The sequence below is a fragment of the Microbacterium sp. LKL04 genome (assembly GCF_900102005.1).
Taxonomy (GTDB): Bacteria; Actinomycetota; Actinomycetes; order Actinomycetales; family Microbacteriaceae; genus Microbacterium.
Genome location: NZ_LT627736.1, coordinates 1695244 through 1720058, shown reverse-complemented (window position 1 = coordinate 1720058; position 24815 = coordinate 1695244). Strand labels below are relative to the sequence as shown.

Sequence of the window (24815 nt, the reverse complement as noted above, 5' to 3'; positions counted from 1 at the left end):
TTCAGTAACACTGTTCACATGAGTCTCACATCTGCCGTGCCCGAACGCTCGCTTCGGCGCATGGCGATGCTGCTCGTGGCGGTGCTCTCGCTGGGTGTTCTGATGGCCGTCGCGCCCACGTCCGACGCGCGTGCGGCCGAGCTCCCGTCCTCCATCACCGACGGCGGATACATCATCAGCGACCGCGAGTTCTTCAACGGAGGAGCGATGACGGCTGCGCAGGCGCAGTCGTTCCTCGAGGCGAGGGTCCCCTCCTGCAAAGCCACCACGGGGCCGAACTGCCTGCGTGGATTCAAAGCCGACCTCCCCGCCAAGGCGAAGGACGCGTACTGCGACGCGATCGCGGCCAAGAAGGGTGCACGCGCGTCCGAGATCATCGTCGCCGTCGGCAAGGCCTGCGGGATCAGCCCGAAGGTCATCCTGGTCATGCTCCAGAAGGAGCAGGGCCTCGTCACGTCGACCAAGCCGACCGACTGGAGCTACCGCGCCTCGATGGGCATGAACTGCCCCGACACCGCGCCGTGCAGCGCGGCATCCGCCGGCTTCATCAACCAGGTCTACCTCGGGGCGCGCCAGCAGCAGGTCTACGCGAAGAACCCCACGCGGTACGGCTACCGAGCCGGGCAGGTCAACACCGTCAAGTGGCACCCCGACAGCGCGTGCGGGACGTCGAAGGTCTTCATCAAGAACCAGGCGACCGCGAACCTCTACATCTACACGCCGTACCGTCCCAACATCGCGGCCCTGGCGGCCGGGTACGCGCAGGGAGACGGCTGCTCGAGCTACGGCAACCGAAACTTCTACAACTACTACGTGCAATGGTTCGCGCCCGAGGTCTCGCCGCATGACTCCGGTGCCGCCGCCCGGGTCGACGCCTGCACGGTCCCGGTCGACGCCGACATCGCCGCCGGTTCGGGGACCGCGACCCTCACCGTGGCCTCGACCGCCCGGCGCGCGCCGGTCGCGACCTGCGCGACGGGTGCTCAGAACGTCGCCAAGGGCGCCACGTTCACGGTTACCGGCACCTACGGATCCTGGGTCCGCGTGGTCAGCGGATCGAACCGTCTCTGGCTGCCGAAGACGTCAGTCAAGGTGACGTCCGGAACGCCCGCGGCCGGTGCGTGCGCCGTTCCCGCGGAATCGAGTGTCGAGAAGGCGACGGGCACCGTGGTCGTGACGGCCGACTCGCTCAACGCTCGTAAGGCACCGTCCACGAGTTGCGAGACGGATCGTCGTTCCCTCACCAAGGGGCAGATGTTCGAGCGCACCGCGATCTACGGGGTCTGGTGGCGCCTGCGGGTCGGAGGCGCCGACTACTGGGCGCACAGCGACTACCTGAACGTCCAGTCCGTGGCAGTGAAGGCGTTCTCGCGGGGTCCGTTGCATGTGCGGTCGTCGGCGGGTGGGAGTGGTTTGGTTCGCACTTTGGCGACGGGTGATGAGGTGACGGTCCTTCAGGTGGAGGGTTCGTGGTCTCAGGTGCAGGCGGGGTCGTCGTCGGGGTGGGTTGAGTCGCGGATGTTGGCGTCGTCGAAGCCGTCGCTTCCGGTGACGAGTGTGATGCAGACGTCGGGTTCTGTGGTGTTGCGTTCGGTGATGGCTGATGGTGGGGCGGCTGTGCGGACGTTGGCGTCGGGGACGAAGGTCACGGTGGTGGATTCGTCGGGGTCGTGGCGTGCGGTGACGGAGGGGTCTTCTGCGGGGTGGGTTCCGGCGTCGTCGCTGGTGAAGCCTGCTGTGGTGACGACGAAAACGACCACGGCGGCTCTCAATCTGCGCGCGGAGCCATCAACGTCCGGTCGCTTGATCACAACCCTCCCGAAGGACACTCGGGTCAGCGTGCTCGAGGTGCAGGGTACGTGGAGCCAAGTGACTGCCGGTAGCTCGATCGGGTGGGTCAGCGGCGAGTACCTGCGTTGACGGACGACGCCTCGCGCCGCGACGCTGAGCGAGCCTTCAGCGTTGCGCCGACGGCCCCCGTGTAGTCTTTCCTACGGCCTGAGCGGCCTCGCGGCCTGGTCCCAGAGCGCGACAGACGACCGAACGACTGCAGTGAGCAACGCAATAGATCTCAGCGATTACGACGTGCCCGGGCGGGGTCGTGGCATCCTCGACGTCATCCGATGGCGCTATCTCCTTTCCCTCCTGATTCAGAAGGGGACGGCGACGCGGTACCGGAATTCCGTCCTCGGCTGGACATGGTCTTATGTCAAGCCGGCGGCGCAGTTCGCTGTCTACTACTTCGTGATGGGCATCATCCTGGGGCTCCACCAGAACGTGCCCAACTTCGCGATCTACCTCTTCTCCGGTGTCGTGATGGTGAACCTTTTCAACGAGGCCTTCACCAACGCCACTGACTCCATCGTCGCCAACGGATCGCTGGTGCGGAAGATCTATTTGCCGCGCGAACTCTTCCCGCTTGCGGCGACGATCGGCGCGATGATCCACTTCTTGCCGCAGGCTGCCGTCCTCGTGCTGATCTGTCTCATCGTCGGCTGGACACCGAGCCTGCTCGCGATCGGCGCCGGGCTCCTCGGCATCCTCTTGGTTGTGGTGTGGTCGTTCGGCCTGGGGCTCTTGTTCGCCGGCGTGAATGTGCGTTTCCGTGACGCCCACAACTTCGTGGAGATCATCCGCACGTTCTCGACGTGGACGTCGCCGGTGCTCTACACCTGGGTCTACGTTCAGACGGCTATGCCGTCGTCGCTCTTCCACATCTTCATGTCGAACCCGCTCACCGTCGCCGTCGAGCTCTTCCACGTCGGATTCTGGGACGCCACGGTCGACAACGGGCACGGTCTGCCCCCCCACTTTCCCGTGTACGTTCTCGCCTCGCTCATCGCCTCGCTCGTCGTGCTGATCGCGGGTCAACTCACCTTCCGTCGCTTCGAGCGCTCGTTCGCCCAGGATCTCTGATGACCGCACCTATTGCCCAAGAGACGGCTCAGCGGCCGTCCATCATCGTCGACCACGTCTCCAAACGGTTCCTCCGCCGCAATTCACATTCGTTCAAGGAAGCTTTCGTCGGCTGGGTCAAGGGCAAGAAGGTGCGCGCGGACACGTTCACGGCCCTCGACGACATCAGCATGCAGGTCGGCGAGGGTGAGTCGGTAGCCGTCCTCGGGCTCAACGGATCGGGCAAGTCGACAACCCTCAAACTCGTGTCAGGCGTTCTGGAACCTGACGTAGGAAGGGTGTTCACCCGGGGCCGCGTCGCAGGATTGATCGAAGTCGGGGCTGGTTTCCACCCCGACCTCACTGGCCGGGAAAACGTCTATCTGAATGCTGCAATCCTCGGGATGTCCCGCACGGAGATCGATGCACGCTTCGACGACATCGTTGCATTCTCCGAGATCGGTGAGTTCATCGATCAAGAGGTGAAGCATTATTCGTCCGGTATGTTCATGCGCCTCGCCTTCTCTGTCGCCATCCACGTCGACGTCGACATCCTGCTCGTTGACGAGGTGTTGTCTGTCGGGGATGCTCCGTTCCGCGCGAAGTGCGCAGAGAAGATCAAGGAGCTCACTGCGCGCGGGATCACCATGCTCGTCGTCAGCCACGATCAGAACATGGTGCAGCAGCTCTGCGAGCGAGGCATCGTCATCGCCAAAGGCAAGAAGGTGTTCGACGGTCCGATCGCTGAGGCGGTGGCCATCCTTCGAGGTTGACCGGGGGCCGACACGTTGTCCGATTTCCTCGTCGCGTCAGCGCCGCCGGATCCGACGCTTTACTGCCCGGAGGAGCCCGCGGGGGCCGAGGTCGTCACGCAGGCGGGTCTCGACCTCTGCAAGATGGCCGCGGACGCCGTTCTCCACGTCGACGAAACGCTGGTCGATGAACTTTGTCAGGTAGAGCACCAGTCCGGTCCCGTTCGCCTGGACGTACTCGCGGAGCGCGGCGTCGCGAATACGTGCGTCCACAGCGCGGTGCAGGTCGCCTGAGTCGATCACGCTGTTGCCGTCGGCGCCCGAGCTTCCCGTTCGCTGACGCCACTGCACGGCAGGTGCGCCCGGAAGGTACTCCAGCTCCTCGTGCGTGAGCACCTTGAGGTTGAAGGCCCAGTCGCCGACGACGGGGAGCGAGTCGTCGTAGAGCCCGTGCTCCTCGTGCAGCCTCCGGCGGTAGACGAACCCGATCGGCACGAAGCGGTTGAACAGGAGTGTGTCGGAGAGCGACGGCGCCGTCAGATGCTCCTGGAACACCTCTCGGCGTTCTTCCGAGAACCGATCGCCGTCCCTGGTCTCCCACACGATCTCGATCCGGGAGACGACTCCTGCGCGAGTGGGATGAGCGTCCAGGTAGTCGGTCGCCCGCTGGAGGAAGTCGGCGTCCCACGTGTCGTCGTCGTCGTGGAGGACGAGGAGTGCGGCGCGCGCGGCGAGCACACCGGCGTTGGCGCTGCGCCAGCGGCCGCGGGGTTCGGGCGAGTCGATCACCGTCGTCCGGGCGCGGAAGGCATCGTCTCGCGCTGCGACCAGGCCCGCAACAGTTTCGGGGTCACCGCCGTCGTTGACGATGATGCACTCCCACGAGGCCAAAGTCTGGGCCGCGATGTCCGCCAGAGCGCGCCGCAAGTAATCCGGGCGGTCTTTCGTGCGGACGATGATCGACACATCGGGGTCGTCGACTCGGGCGTCGGTCATTGCGACATCTCCTTCTCGTGAGGAAGACGCACTCTCATCGCGACAGGGCGTCCACGCAGGTGGCGGGGGTCACGGCTCACTCGCCGTGGATGGCATCCAGTTCAGCGGGGGTGAGGAGACGCCCCTTGGCCTTGAGCTCATCCTGCACCGGCCCGGGGAGCACCCAGAGGCGATAGATGTAGTCGACACCACCGTCGTAGGCGAGCGCCCCGAGGGAATCCGCCTCAGGCCAACGGTCGCAGGAGACGACGAACGGAGTATCCGGCTTGTCTCCCTTTGCGATCTGGACGAGGTGGACGACGCGCGGCGAGAGCCAATAGGGCAACCAGTTCGTCATCTGGTGGACGGCGAGGGAGGAGTCGCGACAGCTTCGGTCGAAATCGACCTGGAGCAGGTCGTCACCCGGAAGGACCCGTTCGGCGTCTTGGACCGCTGCCGTGACCCTGGCCGGGTAATCCCGTGACTGCGACGGGTCGGCCGCGACGGACATCCCCGCGATGACGATGGTTCCGAGGACCACGAGTGTCCGAGGTCGTGTGCGCAGAAGGAGGAAGGAGGCGACGCTCAAGACGACGAAGATCGAGGCGTACAGCCAGAACCGGTTCTGGTTGGTGAACGACGGGACCAGCGGAAGCGGGAACGGCTGGCCGGTGGGGAAGAAACGATCCCAGGTGAGGATGGCGGCGGCGTTGGCGGGCCCGTCCAGGTTGCCCCAGGTCGGTACGTTCGGTGCCACCCAGAAGACGACGACGGCACACGTGGCAAAGGTCACTCCGAGCGCGGCGCCGATGACCGGCCGACTCAGCGCCCGGAGCAGCGCTACGAGGGCCACCACCACGATCAGGGTCGCGATCGGATCCAGATAGCGCGTGTAGATGCTGGCGTCGAACCGGACGCCGGGCACCGGACGGAGGAACGGGGAGTCCGCCCACGACGCGACGCTGATGAGGACGGTGATGAGGGTCAGGCCGACGAGGAAGCCACCGATCCCGACGTGGAGCGCGCGCACTTCCCGCCAGGCCCAGATGACGATGATCAGCAGACCGACGCCGAAGAGGCCGGCCGTCCCGACGAACTGCGCCCAGATCTGAGTGGCGGTGACGCGGACGATGTCGCCCGGCGTCGCGGAGAGGAGCCCGGAAACGAGGTTGTCGCCCTGGCTGAACTTGTTGAGGAGGACGGCCTCATGAATCCACGCGGCAATCTGCCTGACCGCGACGAAACCCGCTCCGAGGAGGACGAGGCCCCACAGGGCTTGACCGATGTTCCGCCGGAAGAAGAGGACGAGCCACACCGCCGCCACCACAACGAAGGTGAGGGCACGGGCGTGCACGAAGAAGGTAGCGGTGACCGAGAGGGAGAACAGCGTCATCCGACCCCACGTCGGCTGTTGCCAGAGAGCCACCGCTGCAAGCAGCATCCACGCCATGAAGAAGACCAGCGGCTTCTCGGAGAGGACGTAATCGGCGTTCACGACGCGACCGGGCAGGCACATGGCCAGTCCGCCGATCGCGACACCCTGCCAGAAGGTGACGCCCAGCCGCTTCGCGGTCAGGGCGAGCGGGATGATGGTGGCCACTGCGATCGCGTTCCCCAGGACGATCGCGATGAAGTAGACGGCCCCGGCATCGTGCGTGAACCACCAGATGGGGGCCATGATGAACGACCAGCCCGGGTAGTAGCCGGCACCGGTCATCGGGGTGACGTTGTGGTCTCCGGAGATCCACCGAGCCATCTGCAGGACATGATTCTCGTCCCAGGGCGTGCGGGGAGCGATGGCGCTGCGTGCCACCTGCCAGTGCAAGGCTATGCACACCGCCACGATCACGAGCGCGGCAATCCGCCAGAAGAGCGGATGTGCGGCGGGGGAGCGTCCCGCCTCGCCCCGGCGGGTGAACGCGGCGGGCATGGCGATGGTCTCTAGGGCCACGAAACGTATCTCTTCTCTTCGGGGGCGTTGTCCCGGAGCCATGTTAGCCGCGGAGTCGGGACCGGACCTGGAAGCGCTCTCGTGCGCCCACGGAGGCGATGGAGGTCCCGCCGGTAGACTGACGGGGTCGCACGATCGGGGGACGCTCCGGTGAGGTGCGAGGCCGTGACTACGAAGGAACCAAACCGATGCGCCTGTTCGTGCAGATCCCCTGCCTCAATGAGGAGCAGACTCTCCCTCTCGTCCTCGCCGGCATCCCCAAGGAGATCCCCGGAATCGACGAGATCCACATCCTCGTCGTCGACGACGGGTCGAGTGACCGCACGGTGGAGGTCGCCCGTTCGCTCGGGGTCGAGCACTTCGTGTTCCACACGCGCAATATGGGCCTTGCCCGGTCGTTCCGAGACGGCGTCGACTACGCCCTCCAGCACGGCGCCGACATCGTCGTCAACACGGACGGCGACAATCAGTACCCCCAGGAGCGCATCGCAGATCTGGTTCAGCCGCTTCTGCGCGGCGAGGCCGACATCGCGATCGGCGACCGCCAGACCAAGACGATCGAGCACTTCTCCGGTTTCAAGAAGGTGATGCAGGGCGTCGGCAGCTCCGTCGTCAACTTCGCGGCCGAGACGGACCTGCCGGATGCCGCGAGCGGCTTCCGTGCGTACTCGCGCGAATCGCTCATCCGACTGAACGTCGTGACGCAGTTCAGTTACTGCATGGAGACGATCATCCAGGCGGGCAACAAGCGACTTCGCATCGCGAGCGTGCCGATCAAGACCAACCCCAAGACGCGGGAATCGCGTCTGTTCAAGAACATTTTCCAGCACATGGCCCGCTCCGGTCAGGCGATCATGCGCAGCTACATCATGTTCAAGCCGCACGCGGTGTTCCTGACCCTCGCCGTGGTCTTCGCCATCGGGGCGCTGGTGCCGTTCGGTCGGTTCCTGATCCTCACCTGGTTGGGGCTCGCCGGTGAGCACATCCAGTCGCTCATCTTCGGTTCCGCGATGCTCGTGGGTGCGCTGCTGAGCGTCGCGCTGCTGGTCATCTCCGACATGCTCCGGACGAACCGGACCCTGATGGAGGATGCCCTCGAGCGCATCAAACTCGTCCAGTACTCGCCGGAGCGTCTGCTCGATCCGAACGACGTCAGCGATGCGGACATCTCCCGCCACCCGTCCGTCCCGCTCGCCCCGCACGCGGCGGGCGTCGCACCCGTCACGGGCGGTGTACCGATCGCGGGGGCGCGGATCGCGCATGAGGAGTCGGTCGGCGTCGTCGACGACGACCCTGCCGAGGCCACGCGCGTCCGGTGATTGCCGCACCGCACGGTTAGTATGGGTCGCCTGTGACTGCGCGCCGTCGATGGCGCGGGAAGCGACTGTGAGCCTCCGGCTCGAGAAATGAAGGTATCGGAACATGGATCTGCTCGTCGTCGGCTCAGGGTTGTTCGGTCTCACGATTGCCGAGCGTGCAGCGGAGGCAGGACGCAAGGTCACCATCATCGACCGTCGCTCCCACATCGGCGGTAACGCGTACAGCGAGAATGAGAAGACGACGGGGATCGAGGTGCACCGTTACGGTGCGCACCTCTTCCACACGTCGAACGCCCAGGTATGGGAGTACGTCAACCGATTCACGAGCTTCACCAACTACGTGCACCGCGTCTACTCGACCCACGCCGGTCAGGTGTACGCGCTTCCGGTCAACCTCCACACGATCAATCAGTTCTTCGCCGCGTCCTACACGCCCGACGAGGCACGCGAGCTGATCCGCGAGCAGGCGGGCGAGTTCGACGTGAAATCGGCGCGAAACTTCGAGGAGAAGGGCATCGCGCTGGTCGGACGTCCGCTGTTCGAGGCGTTCTTCCGCGACTACACCGCGAAGCAGTGGCAGACCTCGGCGAGCAAGCTCTCGGGCGACATCGTCAGCCGCCTCCCCGTGCGTTACAACTACGACAACCGCTACTTCAACGACACGTGGGAGGGCCTTCCGACCGACGGCTACACCGCGTGGCTCGAGCGGATGGCCGACCACCGCAACATCGAGGTTCTCCTCGAGACGGACTTCTTCGACGCGTCGCAGCCCTTCAACAAGGCGGCGACCGTCGGCCAGCTTCCGATCGTCTACACCGGCCCGGTGGACCGCTACTTCGACTTCACGGAAGGCGAGCTCGCGTGGCGAACGCTCGACTTCGAAGAGGAAGTCCTCGAGGTCGGCGACTTCCAGGGCACACCGGTCATGAACTACCCGGACGCTGACGTCCCGTACACCCGCATCCACGAGTTCAAGCACTTCCACCCGGAGCGCAGCGACGTCTACCCGACCGACCGCACGGTGATCATGCGCGAGTACTCGCGCTTCGCGACGCGGGCGGACGAGCCGTACTACCCCGTCAACACGCAGGATGACCGTGCCGGCCTTCTGGCGTACCGGGAGCTCGCGAAGGGTGAGAAGGACGTCCACTTCGGCGGCCGACTGGGCACGTACCAGTACCTCGACATGCACATGGCCATCGGATCCGCGCTCTCGATGTGGCGGAACGATTTCAACGGCACGGACTGAGCGCGCCTCGTCGTGCGACCTGAGTCTCTGTTACTCCTGTGCTCAGCCGGATGAGCGGCTCGGGATCAGCGCGTCGACGGTACGTCCACTCGCTGTGGTTGCTGTCGGCGCGCGACCTCCGAGTCCGTTACGCGACGAGCTGGCTCGGTTACCTGTGGTCGATCCTCGACCCGTTGGTGATGAGCCTGATCTACTGGTTCGTCTTCACCCAGGTGTTCGACCGGACCGTCGGCGCGACGCCGTACATCGTCTTCCTCCTGTCGGCCCTCCTGCCGTGGGTGTGGTTCAACTCGACCGTCACCGATTTCACCCGCGCGTTCACGAAGGATGCGCGGCTCGTCAGGTCGACGTCCATCCCGCGGTCGATCTGGGTGAACCGGATCGTCCTGAGCAAGGGCATCGAGTTCCTCCTCGCTACGCCGGTGCTCGCCGCGTTCGCCGTGTTCTCCGGCGCCACGGTGGGATGGGGCATCCTTCTCTTTCCCGTCGGCATACTCCTGCAGACGGCGCTCCTGGTCGGTATCGGCCTCCTCATCGCGCCGCTGTGCGTCCTCTTCACGGATCTCGAGAGGACCACGCGCCTGATCCTGCGCGCGCTGTTCTACGCGTCTCCGATCATCTACGCCCTGGACGACCTACCGGGCGCCTTCGCCACGGTCGGCGCGTTCAACCCGCTCGCGGGCGTGTTCGTGCTGTACCGGACCGGGTTCTTCCCCGACCAGTGGGACCCGTACGCGGTGCTCATCTCGGTCCTCATCACTGTCGCTCTCCTCGTCGTCGGCGCATTCTCGTTCCGCCGACTGGAACGCCCTCTCCTGAAGGAACTCTGAGATGACCGACGAGGCAGTGGCCGTCGCCATCGAGGTCGACGACCTCGGGGTGCGTTTCCGGCGCAACCGCAGGGGCCGGCGCAGTATCAAGGACATGTTCGCGGATGCGTCTCGCCGGTCGCGCCCGGGGGAGTTCTGGGCCCTGCGCGATGTGAGTTTCCGAGTGGATGCCGGTGAGTCGATCGGCGTCGTCGGCAAGAACGGGCAGGGGAAGTCGACCCTGCTCAAGCTCGTCGCGGGTGTCCTCCTCCCCGACGAGGGCAGCGTCCGCGTCCACGCCGGGGTGGCCCCCCTCATCGAACTGACGGGCGGATTCGTCGGCGACCTCACGGTGCGCGAGAACGTCCGCCTGACCGCGGGACTGCACGGGATGTCGGCGGCCGAGGTGGCGGCCCGGTACGACGAGATCATCGCCTTCGCAGAACTGGAGCAGTTCCAGGATGCGCCGTACAAGCACCTGTCGAACGGGATGAAGGTGCGCCTGGCGTTCTCCGTGGTGTCGCAGCTCGATGAGCCGATCCTCCTCGTCGACGAAGTGCTGGCGGTCGGCGACCGAGCCTTCCGCGCGAAGTGCTACCAGCGGATCGACGAACTCCTCGCGGAGGGCCGGACCCTCTTCTTCGTGAGCCACAACGAGAAGGACCTGCGTCGCTTCTGCCGCCGGGGGCTCTACATCCGGGATCACCAACTGGTGGCTGACGGGCCGATCGACGAGATCATCTCTCAGTACAACGCCGACAACCCGATTCCCTGATCGGCCGGCCTCAGCGGCCGAGGACGGTGGAGAGCAGAGCGCGGTACTTCTCGACGGTGGCGGGGATCGAGTACTCGTGTGCGCGGTCACGCGCCGCGTCCCCGAGGCGTCGGCGGAGCGCGGCGTCGCCGTCCAGCCGGGCCAGGGCGTCGGCGAGGGCGCGTTCGTCCTCCGCAGGGACGACGAGACCGGATGCCTCGTCCTGCACGGCCTCGTTGAGGCCGGGGAGATCCGACACGACGACGGCGCGGCCCGAGCCCATCGCCTCGAGAAGAGCGACCGGGAGACCGTCCTGGTCGCCGGACGCCGCCCGCCGGGAGGGGAACGCGACGACGTCGGCCGCGGCGTACCGCTCCATGAGGGAGTCCCGGCCGAGCTGTCCGGCGAAGGTGACGGGGAGCCCGTCCGCCGCGCGGCGCAGAGAGTCCATCTCGGGACCGTCACCGACGATGACCAACTCATAGGCGAGGTCCGAGCGCCGGAGAGCGCGGAGCAGGACGTCGAAGCCCTTCTTCTCGACGAGGCGCCCGACCGCGAGGACGCGGAGCGCCCCGCTGCCGCTGACGGTTTCGACGTCGCTGAGATCGTCCTGCAGGTGGGCGCCCATCGGCATGACGTGAGTGGTCTCGGGTGTGCTGCCGAGCTCGATCGCCTTGTCGCGCATGTCCTGGTTCATCACGGTCACCGCGCGAGCGTTCCGCAGGACCCAGGACTTCGCTGCCCGCAAGGGCTTGGCGCCGAGCGCGTAGAGGTCGCCGCCGAGCGTCGTCACGATCATCGGGACGCGCCCGCCGACCGCTCGCGCAACCACGCCTTGGGGGATGATCCAGTGGGCGTGGACGACGTCCGGACGGAACCGCCGGACTTCGCGCCTGACGGCGATCGCCTGACCGAGGAGGAAGAACGGGACCTGCACGAGGCGGGAACGCCTCGATCGCACGTTCTCGAGGATCGCACCGTCGGCCAGGTCCTCCCAGCGTCGCGGGAAGAAGCGGTAGCGGAACACGTCGACCGAGTCGGAGAGGCGCTCGCGCGGGGCTCCGCCCGGCACCGCGGGTGCGAGGATCCGCACGTCGTGGTCGGAGCCGAGGCCGAGGGCGAGGTCAGCGACGAACGCCGGAGTGCCGTCGCCCGCCCGCGCGGGGAACGTCGATGTCAGAACGAGCACACGGGGCTTGGGCATAGGATGGAAATCCCGACGTAAGGGGCGGTGGCCAAAATCAAAGTGTATGACATCTCGGTTGTCGGGTCCGCAGGATTTCTGGGCTCGGCGGTCGCCCGGATCGCACGTTCCGAGGGTCGGAGTATCGCCGAATTCGGACGCTCTCGCCCGCTCGTGAGCGACGGCATCCTCGCTACCGATGCAGCGTCCAGTGGCCACCTGGTGTGGGCGGCCGGATCGCTCAGCCCGTTGCTGGCTCACGAACGCCCCGATCTCGTCGAGGACGAGCTCGACGACTTCCGCAGTGTCCTCGATGCCGTCTCCGCCGCGTCGCCCGATCAGCACGTCGTGCTCCTCGGCTCGGGGGGCACCGCCTACGACATCCAGGACCCGGCTCCGCACTCCGAGACCTCCCCAGTAGGCCCGTCGTCCGCGTACGGACGGTACAAGCTCGCGCAAGAGGACGTGCTCCGCGCTTCCGGGCTGAGCCACACTGTCCTGCGGGTGGCGAACGCCTATGGACCCGGCCAGAAGGGCGCGCGAGGCCAGGGTGTCCTGGCATTCTGGATGCGCGCGATCCTGCAGGGGGAGTCGATCAAACTCCTCGGTTCTGGGGACGTGGCCCGGGACTACGTCTACGTCGACGACGTCGCTCGAGCCGTGACGGCGGTGGCCGGCACCGACGCCGCCCCGGCGCTTCTGAACGTCGGCTCCGGAGTGCCGACCAGCCTCGATGAGCTGCTGAGCGTCCTGCGGTCGGTCGTCGGCGACAGCCACCCGTTCGACGTCGAGCACCTGCCCGCGCGCGGTGTCGACGTCCCCTCGACGTGGCTGAACGTCTCGGAAGCGGCGCGGACCATCGGCTGGGAGGCTCGCACCCCTCTCGAAGACGGCGTTCGCCTCATGTGGAACTGGCTCGCCGAATGAAGCGGGCGATCATCCGCTGGGCGTTCGTCGCCGTGGCGTTGGTTCTTCTCGTCGTCGCGGTCGTCGCCTCGTGGGACAGCTTCATCGACGCATTGCAGGATCTCGATCTAGGCGTCGTGGCGCTCGCCGCTCTCTGCTGCATCGTCGGACTGTTCGCGAACGGACTGTCATGGCGGGCCATCATGCGCTCCGTCGGTCTCGAGGTCCCGCTGCGCGACTCGACGCGCGTGTTCATGATCTCTCAGGTCGGCAAATACGTTCCGGGTGCGGTGTGGCCGGTTCTCGCTCAGGCGGAATTCGCGCGAGACCACGGGATCTCACGTCCGCGATCGCTCACCGCATCCATCGTCGCCATGCTCGTCGGTGTCGTCATGTCGGGCGTGGTCGGCGTACTCGGGCTCGTGCTCTCGGACCCGACAGCGCTGCTCCGCAACTGGTGGGCGATCGTCGTGGCCCTCCTCCTCCTGGCATGCCTTGTTCCTGCCGTTCTGCGCCGGATCGTCCGTCTCGCCTTCCGAGTGACCCGTCGCAACGAGGAGCCCGTAGCCATCGCGCCCCGCGCACTCGTCGCGTCGGCGGCGTGGTCACTCGTGATGTGGCTGCTGCTCGGACTTCAGGCGTGGCTGTTGCTCGTGCAGCTGGCCCCGGGTGTCGGCTACCCCCTCGCGGCAGGGGCGTTCGCCTTCGCGTGGCTCGTCGGGTTCCTGGTCATCATCGCTCCCGGAGGCCTGGGGGCGCGCGAAGCGGCCCTCGTTCTCGCACTGTCCAGTCTCGTCGGAGCCAGTGCGGCCCTGAGCCTTGCGCTCGTGAGCCGCATCCTCATGACGCTGGCCGACGCGGCCGGCCTCGCGCTCGGCCTGTCGCTGACCACCAGGAAGCAACCACTGCCACGCGGCGATGAGCCCCAGTCGGATCGCTGAGCTCCCTCCCGGGTAAGCTCAGATCCGGTTTTCTTGCGCTGCGGTGCTCCCGGCAAGCTGTTCAACGGCTGCTTCGAGCAGAACTCTCGCCCGCGCGCGGAACGAATGATCGCGTGCGATGCGTTGGGCATGCTGTCGCAGCTCGGATTCAGCGGGGAACACCCCATCGAGGTCGCTCCGGAGGAGATCGACGAGGTCCATCGGAGTCTCGTAGGTGACCACCGCGTCACCGAAGACGTCCGCCAAGCCCTCGACCCGATCGCTGAGGACGCGACCGCCAGCTGCCACGACGTCGAAAACGCGGTTGGAAATGAACCCCTGATGGCGCATGTCGTTCCAGTGGTCATTGAGCACTGCGCCCGCGCGTCCGTAGAGCTCGCCCAGGCTCGCGTTGTCGACATACTCCGCCTCGACATAGCCGTCCGGGAGTATGCCCTCCCATTCCCCTCCGAACACGCGAAGCGGGATTCCGGCGCGGACGGGATAGACGACCGCGGGGCGTGCCACTCCACGACTCTTCCCTACGAACACCACGTCTGAGCGCCGGGGTGTGTCGTTCGGGTGGAAGACCGCTGGATCCGTGCATTGGAGGAGGGGGGTGACGGGGACACCCCACCGAACGCTCACCTGCTCCGACCAGCTGATGGAGGCCGCGAAAACGCGGTCGAACACAGCCGCTTCTTTTCGCGTCACCTGCTCGGGGTGGCTGATGACCCACAGCATCGAGACCCCGCCCGTGACGGGCTCCACATGATCGAGCCCGCGAATGACGAGAGTGACGTCGTCGAGGTATGACGTCGGTCGCGCATCCACGTTGTGATGATCGATGACGACTTCCTGTCCGAGGCTCTCGAGGCCCTTGGCGAGTGACCGTGCGAAGTGCGTGTCTCCCCACGTGCCGCCGACAGGGAACGCCGGCGCGGCGATTCGCAGAGCCCAGCGGAGCCGCGGGAACTCCTTACCCTCGACGACGACGTTACGGCGTGCGCGAACGACGACCGGGTGAAGACGTTTTCGCAGCGACGTGCCGCTCGCGTCTTCCGGGGCGGAGACGCCGAGGAGATGACTCACTTCAAGGCCGACGCGCGAGTAGAGCTCCGCCAGGTCGGTCGGGGTGATCGTCGCCGTCACCGTCCGAATCGCCTGGAGGCTCCCCACGGGGTCGATGGCCTCGAAATCGCTCGCCAAGTCGATCACTCGCATCCTGACGTCAGTCAGGGTCACGAATTCGAATCGTGCATCCTGCTCGCGAAGAGCTACGCACATCGCGGGGAGATCGTATTCGTTGTACAGCAGCGGGTTCAGCCCGCCGATGTCGAGCAGATGGCGGGTTCCTATCGCGAACGTCCGGCCACTGACGGCAGGCACCGTGATTTCCGCACCGAGGCGCTCTGCATCCTCGATTGGGTGGCGGCTGAGGAACTCCATCGGGGCGGTCGCGCGCTTCGCGAACGTCGATCCGGCCGACACGACTGTTCCATCGTCGTGAACGCGGAGCGGTGCGACGACACGGTGTCCCAGGCTGGTCGAGCTCTCCAGGAGCGTTGTCAGCGTTCCCGCATCGAAACGAACCGCTGGTTCGATCACGACGAAACCCTCACGGTCGACGTCCGCGAGCATGCGCGCCACGACGTAGCTGAAGGGCTCCCTCTGCGGGAACAACCGCGCGCGCACCGTGGGGAGACGCTCTTCGAGCGCTTTCGCGAGCGACCACTCCGACGGAGTGGGGGCGATCATGGCGAGCCGGATACTGGCGTCGCAACGCGATGCGAGAGCGGTCAGCTCGGCGAGCTTCTCCTCCAGGAGGGGATCGTGATCGGTCAAAACGATGACGAGCATCACGCCGGGAGACAGGTCTTCTTCGCTGACGGACTCTAGATCGATCACGCTTCGCTGTCGAACCAGCGTGTTCCAACCGAGCGGCTGCGCCACGGAGATCCGATCAGGATCGTCCTCGCGCTCACGGTAGATGGCGCCGAGGACAGGAATGTGGTGGATCTCATGCTGTTCCGCCAACCTGAGCACGACGTCGTAGTCCACGGCTCTCGCCAGGCTCGTATCGAATCCGCCGATGGCTCGGACCGCTTCTGCCCGAGTCACCAGCGTGTTGAGGTCGACGACATTCCCGAGTTCCAGCGCGTCCGCCGAGGCCGGCGCCTCGCGATAGAACCGCTGCCCGTCCCTGTCGATCTCGATGGTGGCGAACGCGGCAACTGCATTCTTCTGCCGCATTCCGACCATCATGTTCTCGAGGAACTGCGGTTCCCATTCGTTGTCGCTGTCCAGGAAGGTGATGAACTCCCCGTTGGCAGCGGCGATGCCGGCGTTCCGAGCAGCGCTGACTCCCTGATGGTCGCGAGCAAGATAGGTGATCCTGGGGTCCCGCTTCGTCAGGAGGTCGGCCAAGACCGGAGTGTCATCCCAGGATCCGTCGTCGACGATGATCAGTTCCCACGATGCCCACGATTGGGCGAGCACCGAATCGACCGAGGTGCGAAGCTGGCCGGCACGATTCCATGTCGCCAGGACGATGCTCACTGTCGGGCGCACGACGTTCGTCGGCCACGCTCCCATAGACGGCTGTCCGCTGAAGTGTCGCCGCAGACGACGCTGCAGTCGCAGTGCATCCGCGGCGCCCCACTCCGCCAGAGAGCGACGCTGGTGGCTGACGACATCCGAGACCCTCACGTCCTCGCTCTCGATGCCCGGAACGCGAAGGTCAGGATCGTGGGTCCAGCGCTCCCACACATGGCCGACTGGTCCTGACGGATGATCCATGGACTCGGGATGACGCCGTGCGTACTCGACCACATCCCAGAGGGGACTCACTGGCGTGTTCCAAGAACGCGTCCACAGATAGTCATAGGCAGGCGAGCGATCGCCGCCGCCGTGTCGCCGACGCAGCGTTCGATCGTCCAGGAGGGGGTTGATCGTCAGTCCAGCGTGCTGCCCGTAGGTCACGTAGTGTCGAGCCGCGTCCTCGCCTGAGATCGACTCGGTTCCGAGCTGCGCGGCGTAGAGTCCGGTGTCCACGAGCCCTGAATGCAGAAGCCGGCGCATCCGACGGTAGGGATCCGTCTTCTCGAAAGCCGAGCGCAACGGAGGAACCCGTCGGAACTCGCGAACGACGCTGACGATGGCTTCTTTGGCGGAGTTCATTCCTTCAACCCTCGTGATCTCTGGCGCCTGTAGCCGACTGCGCGTGCCGTTATGGGGTCCAATCGAGCAGAGCCGGAGTTCTCCAAGGGTCGGCCGGGATATACGTGCGCGGTCTCATCCATGTAGGAACGCACGCCCGCAAAAGCATCGGGGAACTCCTCCTCGCACAGAGCGAGCAGCTTCGCGGAGTCGAGCCAATGGGGGTCGTAACGCAGGGTGTCGAACTTCACGAGAGGATACCGCGCGCGATCGAACACGAAATCCGCGAAGTCGGTAGCCCAATTGAGGCGATTGCTCTCCTCGGGATCCCGAGCATGACGGATTCGGAAGTGATCCTCGAACCCGGCGAAATGGGCGGGGAACGCGCGGCGCCGGCGAAGAAGCCAATGGACCCCGCGCCTGTTGGCGAGATGCCGTTCCGCCGTCGTCGGTTCGAAGTACGAGCCGAGCCGAAACCCGGAAGCCATCATGGCGCGGCTGATCCCGAGTTCCTGGCCCATGATCGCGGACGTACGGTCTGCGGCAGGTCGGAAATCGGACCAGAACCGATGGAACGCCTGCGAGCGCAACGCAGCCTTCGTGAAATGCAGGAAGTAGCTCTGGATGTGCTCCGTGTGGCGCCACGACTTCGTCAAGCCCCAGACCTCGACGGGCCGCTCGGCCATGCTCGCCATGACGGGTTCGAGGTCGTCGATGACGCTGACGTAGGAGTCGTTCGTCAAGAGCAACTCGTCGTAGTCGGCAGCGAATCCGGTCATCTCGAGTGATTGATGCCAGGAGCCGAAGTCCTGGCCGAGGTTCGACCTCTCGACCAGGTCGGCTCGCTTAGTGATCTGATCTCGCGCGTCGTCGCTCAGACGGCTTGTGGATGCCACTATGACCCGATCGAACGACCGCGCCAGCATATCCAGCTGGCGCGTCACATGCGGGGCGAGTTCCCCTCGTGCGTCGAAGTGCGCGACGATAGCTAGACGCCGCGTCATCGGTTGCTCGCCAGAGGAGGCATGGGCTGCCACGTGCGGTCGCGCGAGATGCGTCCGCCGTCGCGGAGCCCGCGAACGAGGTTGCTCGTGCCGCGGACCGTCCGCTCGACGAAAAGCAGGCGGATCAGTTCCTTGCCGAACGTCAGCGTCGTGCCGAGACCGAAGAGCACGGGGTTGTAGACGCCGTGGACGCGGTAGTACTGCTTGATGAGGGCGCGATTGCGCATGATGTAGTAGCGGTACGCGTTGCTCGACGCGTTCATGTGCCGGATGCCCATGTCCCACTGCTTGATCTCACGTGTGCGCCGCAGGACGAATTCGTCGACGATGACGGATGTCGTGTGCTGTGAGGCCAGCCATCCGTAGACCTGATCGTCCCAGTAGATGAAGAACCGCGGGTCGGGGAGGCCGATTCGCTCGACGATGTCGCGGTGGATGAACATCCCCTCGAAGCATCCCGAGTTCATCTCCTTGTAGCCGGATTCCGTGAATCCGGCAGGAGCGAACGGGATCGGGATCCCCATGCGCTCTGCTACGCGGTACTGCCAGTAGAACTCGCTGCCGTCGTAGTCGTAGCGGCGGCCCTGGATGCTCCGGAACCGGGGCGCCCAGCGCCCCATCTTCGCCAGTCCGTCGGGGAGGACCTCGACGTCGTCGTCCATCAGCCACATCCATGTGGATCCGAGCTCGTAGGCGACGCGCATGCCTTCGCTGAATCCACCGGACCCACCCGTGTTGGTCTCGAGGCGTCGATATACGAGCTGCGTCCCGAGCTTCTCGCGGAAGGACTCGACAACCTCAGCCGTGTCGTCCGCCGAAGCGTTGTCGACGACGACGACGTGCCCCGGCTTCGGGTCGAGCGACGTCAGACTCGTGAGGAGCCGGGTCAGCAGGTGAGAACGGTTGTACGTGACGATGGCGATCGTCGCGGAGGCGGGGTCGAACGTCTCCTGTGCCGACGGGCGCCGCTCCGAGGCGTTCACTTGTTCTCTTCGAACACGCGGCGCCAGGCCTCGGGTGAGACCAGGCCGGGGAGCGCCTTGCGATACTGCGCCGCCAGCTTGGCCCACCGGCGCTGCAGACGCCGGTGGAGGATCACGCTCTCCACCAGCTGCTTGCGGAACAGTGCGCGGTTGCGGGTGTAGATCTGCTTTCCGCTGCCGTCGGCGGCGCTGACGAGCACGCTGTCATACCGGGGGATACGCCACCAGTTCGCGTCGCCCTTGCCGAACTCCACCTCGGGAGTACGAAGGTTGACGCTCTTCGGAGTGTGGAACCAGTGCGACGCGAGCGAGACACCGGTGAATACACGGAGGAGGATGCCGGTCGGGCTCGATGACGTGTCCTTCACCCTGTCACGCTCGGCGCGGCGGGGAACACTGAAGACCTGACGGCCCTTGCGGGAGCGCAGGATCGCGTCGACGTCCTTGTGGACCGTCGTCTCGGGGAAACGCGAGGCGGCCGCCCGAGCGGCGGGCATGGCCGTGTCCAAGGACCGGAACATGTGGGCCGGGCCCGACAGGACGTCTCGGAGGGCGGCGGCGCGCAGGTGCGTCGGGTAGTACTGCATCATCATCAGATGCTTGATGTCGACGCGGCGGCTGTGACGGATGAGCGTGCCGCCGCGCGGCGTCTGGGAGTGCAGGAGGCCCGCCACCACCCGGTTGCGCACGTGGAAATACGCCTGCCAGTCGATCGCGTCGTCTTTGCCGAGCCATGACACGTGCCACAGCGCGACGCCCGGCAGCGAGACGGTGGCGTACCCCGCCTCACCCGCGCGGAGGCAGTACTCGGCGTCGTCCCACTTGATGAACGCCGGCAGGGAGAGGCCGATCTCGCGAACGGTCTCCATGGGGATGAGGCACATCCACCAGCCGTTGTAATGAGCATCCATCCGCATGTGCAGCGTCGGCGTCTGTCGCAGGTTCTGGGCGCCGAAGTCGTGCGGCATCCGCTCCTGGAACAGGTTCCGCCACATGAAGGGCTTGTCGTCGACGACCTCGGCCCACGCGTGGAGCTTCGGGCGATCGAGCAGATCGAACATGTGCCCGCCGACGATCGTGGGAGTGGTCGTGAAGCGGCCGAAGACGATCGATCGGCGCAGGGCCTCGGGCTCGATCCGTACGTCGTCGTCCAGGAGCTGGACGAAGTCGCTGTCGGGACGATCGAGGGTCTCGAGCATGGCCCGGGCGAAGCCGCCCGAACCGCCGAGGTTCGGCTGGGTGATGACCTGGAGCGTCTCGCCGAGGCCCTCGGCGATCGCCGGGTACTCCTCGCGTGCGTCGACGCGCTTGTCGCCCTGATCGATGACGAAGATGCGGTCGATGTTCTCGAGCACGTCGGGCGCATCGATCAGGCTCTGCAGGGTCTCGACGCAGTATTCGGGCTTGTTGTACGTCGTGATGCCGATCGACGCCTTGCCGCCTCGAGCGGGCTCCTGATCCGTGCTCCAGATCCCGCTGCGGAACGTGACGTCCTGCGTATCGGCCACCACGTCGAACCAGATCCACCCGCCGTCGGTGTACTGCGTCAGATCGAGGTCGACCTCGGTCGTCGACTCGCCCGACACCTCGTGGGTGACGATCCGCTGGCGGATGCCCCCGCCGTTCGACCGGTAGACGAGCAGGGTGGCCTCGCCCGAGAGCTCCACCGTGAGGCGGATGCGTCGCACCGACGTCCAGTGCTGCCAGTACGACGCGGGGAAGGCGTTGAAGTACGTCGCGAACGACATGCGGCGTCCCGCGGCGATGCGCGCACGACGCCTGTCGAGCACGTCGCCCAGCTGCGCGTTGGCGCTGACGCGGACGCCTTCGCCCTCGATGGTCGACCACGTCTCGGGGTCGAGGTAGAGGGGGAGGATGTCGGGGTCGCGGTCGACGGGGAAAACGACGTTGGCGAGGACGTGGGTCAAGTGATCTCTCCGTGTTGGCGGCGCGGCGCACCGGACTGCGGGGCCAGCGATGATCCTACCCGGCCTGCCTGAACCCTCCCGGGGCGAGCGGCAGTCCCGGCGGAACTGCGCGCCGATCCAAAGCTTCCCGCCACGACCGCGACTGTCCGGCCCGCACTGCGCAGATCACCAGAAGGAGCCAGCCGATGCCGAACAGCGTGAAGCTCTCGAACATCGAGACGACCGCGAGCGTGGCCACCATGAGCGGGACCCAAGCGTGCACGGCCGCGCGGCGGCGGCTGGCATCCACCCACGATCGTGCGAAGGTGAGAGCGAAGAAGGCGACGAAGACCACCAGGCCGGCCCAGCCCAGTTGGAGGAGCACGTCGACGTACGCGTTGAGCGCTGTCGTGTGGCTGTCCCGCAGCAGCCAGTTGATGACGGCGAAAGGCGGTTCGCGGACATCCCAGGGGCCGAACCAGCCCCAGCCCTGCACGGGCTGGCGTTGCACGTAGAACTCGACGAAGCGCCAGAGGTTCGTGCGGAGGGACAGGTCGTCGGCCGCTCCGAGCCGGTTGATGATCGACGAACGCGCCCCCCACGCGACCGACCCGCCGATGACGGCGACAACGGCGAGTATCCACTGAGCGCGGGTGCGGTGCGCGTCGGGGATCCGACGGATGAGGTACAGAACCCCGGTCAGCGCCGAGACCGCTGCGGCGAGCACGAACACGGTCGGCGATGCGGACAGCAGCGCCAGGACGCTCGCGAGGACGATCGACAGGGCGGCGACCCCCGTGCGCACCGACCGGGTCCGGAGCTCCACGATGAACGTCACGAGGGCGACCACGCAGAAGAACCCGAGCATGTTCCTCGTGCCGAAGATGCCCTGAATCGGGCCGAGGTCGGCGATGTCGCCGCGGACGCCGAGGAAGGTGAACGGCATGTCGAAGAGGATGCCGGAGGCGATCTCGACAGCCAGCGAGACGATCAGGAGGAACCGAGCGACGTCTCCGACGGCGCGCACGGTCTGCAAGGTGTCCCGGATGTGACCGATGGTCACGGCGAGCAGCGCCAGCGCGGCGAGAGACAGCCAGCGGAAGAAGCTCTCGACGGGGTCCGTGCTCCAGAAGGCGCTCGCGAGCGTCCACAGGAGGAAGGCGACCAGAGTCAGAGGGATCAGCCGCAGCGCCGAGAGCTCGCGGCGCCGCGCGACGAGGATGCCGACGGCGATCATGCTCTCGGCGGCGATGATACTGACGAGCGCAGCACTCCCGGCGAGGCTCTCGATGGCGTGGCTTCCGGCGATGCTCGCGAGGACGGTCACCGTGAAGGCGCGCGCGAAGTCGGCGGAACCGGGAAGGTCGGTCCAGCGGGGGAGCGCACGCAGCGTCGTCATCGCTCGAGTGGCCTGTCTCCCTGTTCGCCGATGAGCCGTTCCTCCGAGGGACCTCTTCCGACCAGCGGGGCCTGCTTGATCTTAAAGGCGAAGAGGATGAGCAGGAACCAGCCCCAGTTCAGGAGGGGTGTCGACTCCGCGAGGCCCTGCACCAGCAGGATCGCCCCGGTCAGGGTCGGGAGCAGAGTGACGGCGGTGTAGGGCCGGTCGCTGACGAGGTCCCATCGGGGCCGGTCGATGGCGAAGAACCAGGACCGCCACACGAAGGCGACGTACGCGGCGGCGATGAGGACGATCCCGACGGCGCCGAGCTGAAGGAAGACGTCGACCCACATGTTGTGCGCCTGCATGACGGTCTGGCCGTGGTCGACGATCCACCGGTCGAAGGCGGGGTCGGTAGGGATCCACGGGGTGGAGAACCCCCAGCCGATGACGGGGTGCTCCACCGCTCGCGCGAGGACCTTCTCCCAGATCGACTCGCGTCCCGTGAGGTCGCTCGATCGTCCCAGCGCGGTGAAGACGTGGTCCCGCAGCAGCCAGGCGGCCAGCAGGCCTCCCACCGCGAGGATGCCGTAGGCCAGGTAGTAACGGGTGCGCTCGCCGGCTCGCGTGGTCGTCCGCATGACGAGGACCGTGATGAGGACGACCCCGACGGCGACGGCCGAGAGCGTGGCGGTCGCGGACCCCGCCCGAACGAAGAGGAAGACGGCGAGGACCAGCCAGAGAGCGAGCACGGGTCGTCGAGGTGCGCGCGAGGCGATCCGGATGGCGAACACGACGATCGCCAGCAGGGCGACATACGCGAGGGCGTTCGAATTGCCGAAGATCCCTTGGATGCGACCGCCGTCCAGGAGGTTGTCGCGAGACCACAGGACGATGGGGTCGGGGACCGGTCCCGCGGGGCGCTCGAAGTGGGGCAGGATCGGGCCGTCCCAGATGAGGCTGACCCACAGTTCGAACACGATGGACAGTCCCAGCATCCATTTCAGAGCGGATGCCAGTGCCCGAACGACTTCGCGCCACGTCAGGACGGCCCCGACGAACAGTGCGCCCACGGTCGTGACGATCAGGAGGGCGACCGTCGTCAAGGTGGCTTCCAGCCAGTGCGTCCAGAGGATCGATGCGAGTGCCCACACGATGTACGCGAGCGCGTACCAGGGCAGTCGCGGCCACTGGACGCGGGGACGGATCGTCGCCCAGAGGATCACCGAGACGAAGAAGCTGACGACGCCGACGGCTGCCGCGACGGGGACGCCGAAGGCGAGGGGGAGCGCGGTCCCCGAAAGGGTGACGATCAACAGGGCGATGCACCAGCCGCGCAAAAGGATGTGGCTCGTCCGCTCACGCGGCGGGGCAGCCGGCGGCGCCGAGACCGGGTGCGAGGAGTGGACGGCCATGGTGACAGCAGGGTATCGCGCGCCCCCGTGCGTTCCGCCTCACGCCCTAGGCTGATCGCGTGCTCGAGACGCTTGCGAACGCCCCCCGTGACTACTCGTGGGGATCTCCCACCGCCATCCCCGAGCTGCAGGGGCGGACGCCCACCGGAGCGCCCGAGGCCGAGGTCTGGTTCGGTGACCATCCGGGGAGCCCCGCGATCCTGGGCGACGGGCGGACCCTCGCTGACGCGAGGACGCACGCCGGCGAGCCGCCGCTTCCGTTCCTGCTGAAGATCCTCGCGGCGTCGTCATCGCTGTCCATCCAGGCGCACCCCGACCTCGCCCAGGCGAAGGCGGGCTACGCCGCGGAGGAAGCGGCAGGCGTCCCTCGCGACGCGGCGGAGCGCGTCTACCGCGACGACAACCACAAGCCGGAGATCATCGTCGCGCTGAGCGAGCGCTTCCGCGCCCTCGTCGGGTTGCGTCCCGTGGCGGACACCGACCGTCTGCTCGCGGGGCTCGGCGAAGCATCCGGCGTCATGAGACTCCGGCACGAGTTGACCGCCGCCGCGCCCGCCGACGCGCTGCGCGCCGTCATCGAAGCGGTCCTCAGCGGGCGCGCGGACGACGTCGTCACGGACGTGTCCGCCGCGATCCGGGATGCCGACGTTCCGGGCTTCGAGGAGGAGATCGACGTCCTCCGCGCCATCGTCCGGGACTTTCCGGGCGACGCGGGCATCGTGGTGGCGCTCCTCATGAACCTCGTCGTGCTGCGTGCGGGTGAGGCCGTCTTCGCCCGCGCGGGCGTCCTCCACGCCTATCAGGACGGCCTCGGCGTGGAGCTGATGGCGGCGAGCGACAACGTCCTCCGGGGCGGGCTCACGCCGAAGCACATCGACGTCCCCGAGCTCATGCGCATCGTCGACACGGAACCTGCGGACGCTCCCGTCCTCGCGCCCCGCGGTGACGAGGAGGCGGGGGAGGTCTTCGACGCCGGGGTGCCCGACTTCCTCTTGACGCGTCATCGGATGACCGGCACGTCCCGGACGGTCGCGCTCGAGGGTCCGGCGATCGTGCTCGCGACCGCCGGAGCGGTGTCCGTGGCCGGCGACGAACAGCGCGTCGACCTCGTTTCGGGCGCGGCCGCCTACGCCCAGGGCGAGGACTCGCTCACCGTGGAGGGCGTCGGCGTCGTCTACATCGCGCAGCCCGGTCGCCGCCACTGAGGGTCGCGACACGCCGGTGACCTCAAGAAGATTCAATGTCGGGTTGAG

19 protein-coding genes are annotated in these 24815 nt (G+C 66.5%); 10 read left to right on the top strand and 9 right to left on the bottom strand.

The annotated features are described in order from the left end of the window. Positions 1-18 precede the first annotated feature (18 nt). The 3 genes from BLP38_RS08465 (at position 19) to BLP38_RS08455 (ending at position 3668) form a co-directional block, all read left to right on the top strand. Positions 19-1920, top strand: coding sequence for an SH3 domain-containing protein (locus BLP38_RS08465; protein ID WP_091355933.1), 1902 nt, complete (start codon positions 19-21; stop codon positions 1918-1920). A 132-nt stretch (positions 1921-2052) separates the two neighbouring features. Further along, on the top strand, positions 2053-2916 hold the full coding sequence (locus BLP38_RS08460) for an ABC transporter permease (protein ID WP_091355930.1): 864 nt from the start codon (positions 2053-2055) through the stop codon (positions 2914-2916). Further along, the gene (locus BLP38_RS08455) at positions 2916-3668 is read left to right on the top strand and encodes an ABC transporter ATP-binding protein (protein ID WP_091355926.1); all 753 of its coding nucleotides are present in this window, start codon (positions 2916-2918) and stop codon (positions 3666-3668) included. Before BLP38_RS08460 ends, BLP38_RS08455 begins: the two co-directional genes overlap by 1 nt. A gap of 36 nt (positions 3669-3704) precedes the next feature. On the opposite strand, the gene BLP38_RS08450 is transcribed toward BLP38_RS08455, so the two are convergent. Together BLP38_RS08450 and BLP38_RS08445 are read right to left on the bottom strand one after the other, a co-directional pair. Beyond that, positions 3705-4643, bottom strand: coding sequence for a glycosyltransferase family 2 protein (locus tag BLP38_RS08450; protein WP_091355923.1), 939 nt, complete (start codon positions 4641-4643; stop codon positions 3705-3707). 76 nt (positions 4644-4719) lie between these two features. Next, positions 4720-6552 (bottom strand): hypothetical protein, encoded by a 1833-nt coding sequence (locus tag BLP38_RS08445; protein WP_091355920.1) that lies wholly within the window; start codon positions 6550-6552, stop codon positions 4720-4722. Between the two features lie 209 nt (positions 6553-6761). Here BLP38_RS08445 and BLP38_RS08440 point away from each other — a divergent pair, with 209 nt between their 5' ends. The 4 genes from BLP38_RS08440 to BLP38_RS08425 all read left to right on the top strand — a co-directional run bounded on the left by BLP38_RS08440 (position 6762) and on the right by BLP38_RS08425 (position 10725). Then, the gene (locus BLP38_RS08440; protein ID WP_091355915.1) at positions 6762-7892 is read left to right on the top strand and encodes a glycosyltransferase family 2 protein; all 1131 of its coding nucleotides are present in this window, start codon (positions 6762-6764) and stop codon (positions 7890-7892) included. Between the two features lie 103 nt (positions 7893-7995). Continuing rightward, complete coding sequence (gene glf / locus BLP38_RS08435) at positions 7996-9141, top strand: UDP-galactopyranose mutase (RefSeq protein WP_091355912.1); 1146 nt, start codon at positions 7996-7998, stop codon at positions 9139-9141. Positions 9142-9191: 50 nt separating this feature from the next. Beyond that, complete coding sequence (locus BLP38_RS08430) at positions 9192-9971, top strand: ABC transporter permease (RefSeq protein ID WP_091355908.1); 780 nt, start codon at positions 9192-9194, stop codon at positions 9969-9971. A 1-nt stretch (position 9972) separates the two neighbouring features. Further along, positions 9973-10725: an ABC transporter ATP-binding protein gene (locus BLP38_RS08425; protein ID WP_091355905.1), complete on the top strand. Its 753-nt coding sequence runs from the start codon at positions 9973-9975 to the stop codon at positions 10723-10725. 10 nt (positions 10726-10735) lie between these two features. On the opposite strand, the gene BLP38_RS08420 is transcribed toward BLP38_RS08425, so the two are convergent. Further along, a complete protein-coding gene (locus BLP38_RS08420) occupies positions 10736-11908 on the bottom strand; it encodes a glycosyltransferase (RefSeq protein WP_091355901.1) in 1173 nt (390 codons plus the stop codon). Between the two features lie 27 nt (positions 11909-11935). On the opposite strand from BLP38_RS08420, the gene BLP38_RS08415 reads away from it, so the two are divergent. Both BLP38_RS08415 and BLP38_RS08410 read left to right on the top strand, forming a co-directional pair. Next, complete coding sequence (locus BLP38_RS08415) at positions 11936-12814, top strand: NAD-dependent epimerase/dehydratase family protein (RefSeq protein ID WP_091355897.1); 879 nt, start codon at positions 11936-11938, stop codon at positions 12812-12814. Further along, the gene (locus BLP38_RS08410) at positions 12811-13734 is read left to right on the top strand and encodes a lysylphosphatidylglycerol synthase transmembrane domain-containing protein (RefSeq protein ID WP_091355894.1); all 924 of its coding nucleotides are present in this window, start codon (positions 12811-12813) and stop codon (positions 13732-13734) included. Before BLP38_RS08415 ends, BLP38_RS08410 begins: the two co-directional genes overlap by 4 nt. 18 nt (positions 13735-13752) lie before the next feature. Here the strand turns inward: BLP38_RS08410 and BLP38_RS08405 are convergent, their stop codons facing one another. The 6 genes from BLP38_RS08405 to BLP38_RS08380 all read right to left on the bottom strand — a co-directional run bounded on the left by BLP38_RS08405 (position 13753) and on the right by BLP38_RS08380 (position 23562). Then, positions 13753-16308 (bottom strand): glycosyltransferase, encoded by a 2556-nt coding sequence (locus tag BLP38_RS08405; RefSeq protein WP_231916602.1) that lies wholly within the window; start codon positions 16306-16308, stop codon positions 13753-13755. A 581-nt stretch (positions 16309-16889) separates the two neighbouring features. Further along, entirely contained in the window at positions 16890-17909 is a 1020-nt protein-coding gene (locus tag BLP38_RS08400) for a rhamnan synthesis F family protein (protein ID WP_157681083.1), read from the bottom strand. Next, a complete protein-coding gene (locus tag BLP38_RS08395; protein WP_091355882.1) occupies positions 17873-18859 on the bottom strand; it encodes a glycosyltransferase in 987 nt (328 codons plus the stop codon). The genes BLP38_RS08400 and BLP38_RS08395 overlap by 37 nt, the downstream gene beginning before the upstream one ends. Beyond that, positions 18856-20787 carry a glycosyltransferase gene (locus BLP38_RS08390; RefSeq protein WP_091355878.1) on the bottom strand — a complete coding sequence of 644 codons (1932 nt, stop codon included), beginning with the start codon at positions 20785-20787 and terminating at the stop codon, positions 18856-18858. Before BLP38_RS08390 ends, BLP38_RS08395 begins: the two co-directional genes overlap by 4 nt. Positions 20788-20842: 55 nt before the next feature. Beyond that, on the bottom strand, positions 20843-22165 hold the full coding sequence (locus BLP38_RS08385) for an O-antigen ligase family protein (RefSeq protein WP_091355874.1): 1323 nt from the start codon (positions 22163-22165) through the stop codon (positions 20843-20845). Then, positions 22162-23562, bottom strand: a complete 1401-nt coding sequence (locus BLP38_RS08380) for an O-antigen ligase family protein (protein ID WP_091355871.1) — start codon at positions 23560-23562, stop codon at positions 22162-22164. The genes BLP38_RS08385 and BLP38_RS08380 overlap by 4 nt, the downstream gene beginning before the upstream one ends. Positions 23563-23621: 59 nt before the next feature. Between BLP38_RS08380 and manA the strand changes: the two genes are divergently transcribed. Beyond that, a complete protein-coding gene (gene manA, locus BLP38_RS08375) occupies positions 23622-24767 on the top strand; it encodes a mannose-6-phosphate isomerase, class I (RefSeq protein WP_091355868.1) in 1146 nt (381 codons plus the stop codon). The last annotated feature ends 48 nt before the right edge of the window (positions 24768-24815 follow it).

Excerpts from the sequence above, each read along its gene's own strand:
- BLP38_RS08445 (WP_091355920.1), bottom strand. The coding sequence starts at position 6,552 with ATGCCCGCCGCGTTCACCCGCCGGGGCGAGGCGGGACGCTCCCCCGCC.
- glf (WP_091355912.1), top strand. The coding sequence starts at position 7,996 with ATGGATCTGCTCGTCGTCGGCTCAGGGTTGTTCGGTCTCACGATTGCC.
- BLP38_RS08440 (WP_091355915.1), top strand. The coding sequence starts at position 6,762 with ATGCGCCTGTTCGTGCAGATCCCCTGCCTCAATGAGGAGCAGACTCTC.
- BLP38_RS08420 (WP_091355901.1), bottom strand. The coding sequence starts at position 11,908 with ATGCCCAAGCCCCGTGTGCTCGTTCTGACATCGACGTTCCCCGCGCGG.
- BLP38_RS08380 (WP_091355871.1), bottom strand. The coding sequence starts at position 23,562 with ATGGCCGTCCACTCCTCGCACCCGGTCTCGGCGCCGCCGGCTGCCCCG.
- BLP38_RS08465 (WP_091355933.1), top strand. The coding sequence starts at position 19 with ATGAGTCTCACATCTGCCGTGCCCGAACGCTCGCTTCGGCGCATGGCG.
- BLP38_RS08410 (WP_091355894.1), top strand. The coding sequence starts at position 12,811 with ATGAAGCGGGCGATCATCCGCTGGGCGTTCGTCGCCGTGGCGTTGGTT.
- BLP38_RS08385 (WP_091355874.1), bottom strand. The coding sequence starts at position 22,165 with ATGACGACGCTGCGTGCGCTCCCCCGCTGGACCGACCTTCCCGGTTCC.
- BLP38_RS08430 (WP_091355908.1), top strand. The coding sequence starts at position 9,192 with ATGAGCGGCTCGGGATCAGCGCGTCGACGGTACGTCCACTCGCTGTGG.
- BLP38_RS08405 (WP_231916602.1), bottom strand. The coding sequence starts at position 16,308 with ATGGGAGCGTGGCCGACGAACGTCGTGCGCCCGACAGTGAGCATCGTC.
- BLP38_RS08425 (WP_091355905.1), top strand. The coding sequence starts at position 9,973 with ATGACCGACGAGGCAGTGGCCGTCGCCATCGAGGTCGACGACCTCGGG.
- BLP38_RS08450 (WP_091355923.1), bottom strand. The coding sequence starts at position 4,643 with ATGACCGACGCCCGAGTCGACGACCCCGATGTGTCGATCATCGTCCGC.
- BLP38_RS08455 (WP_091355926.1), top strand. The coding sequence starts at position 2,916 with ATGACCGCACCTATTGCCCAAGAGACGGCTCAGCGGCCGTCCATCATC.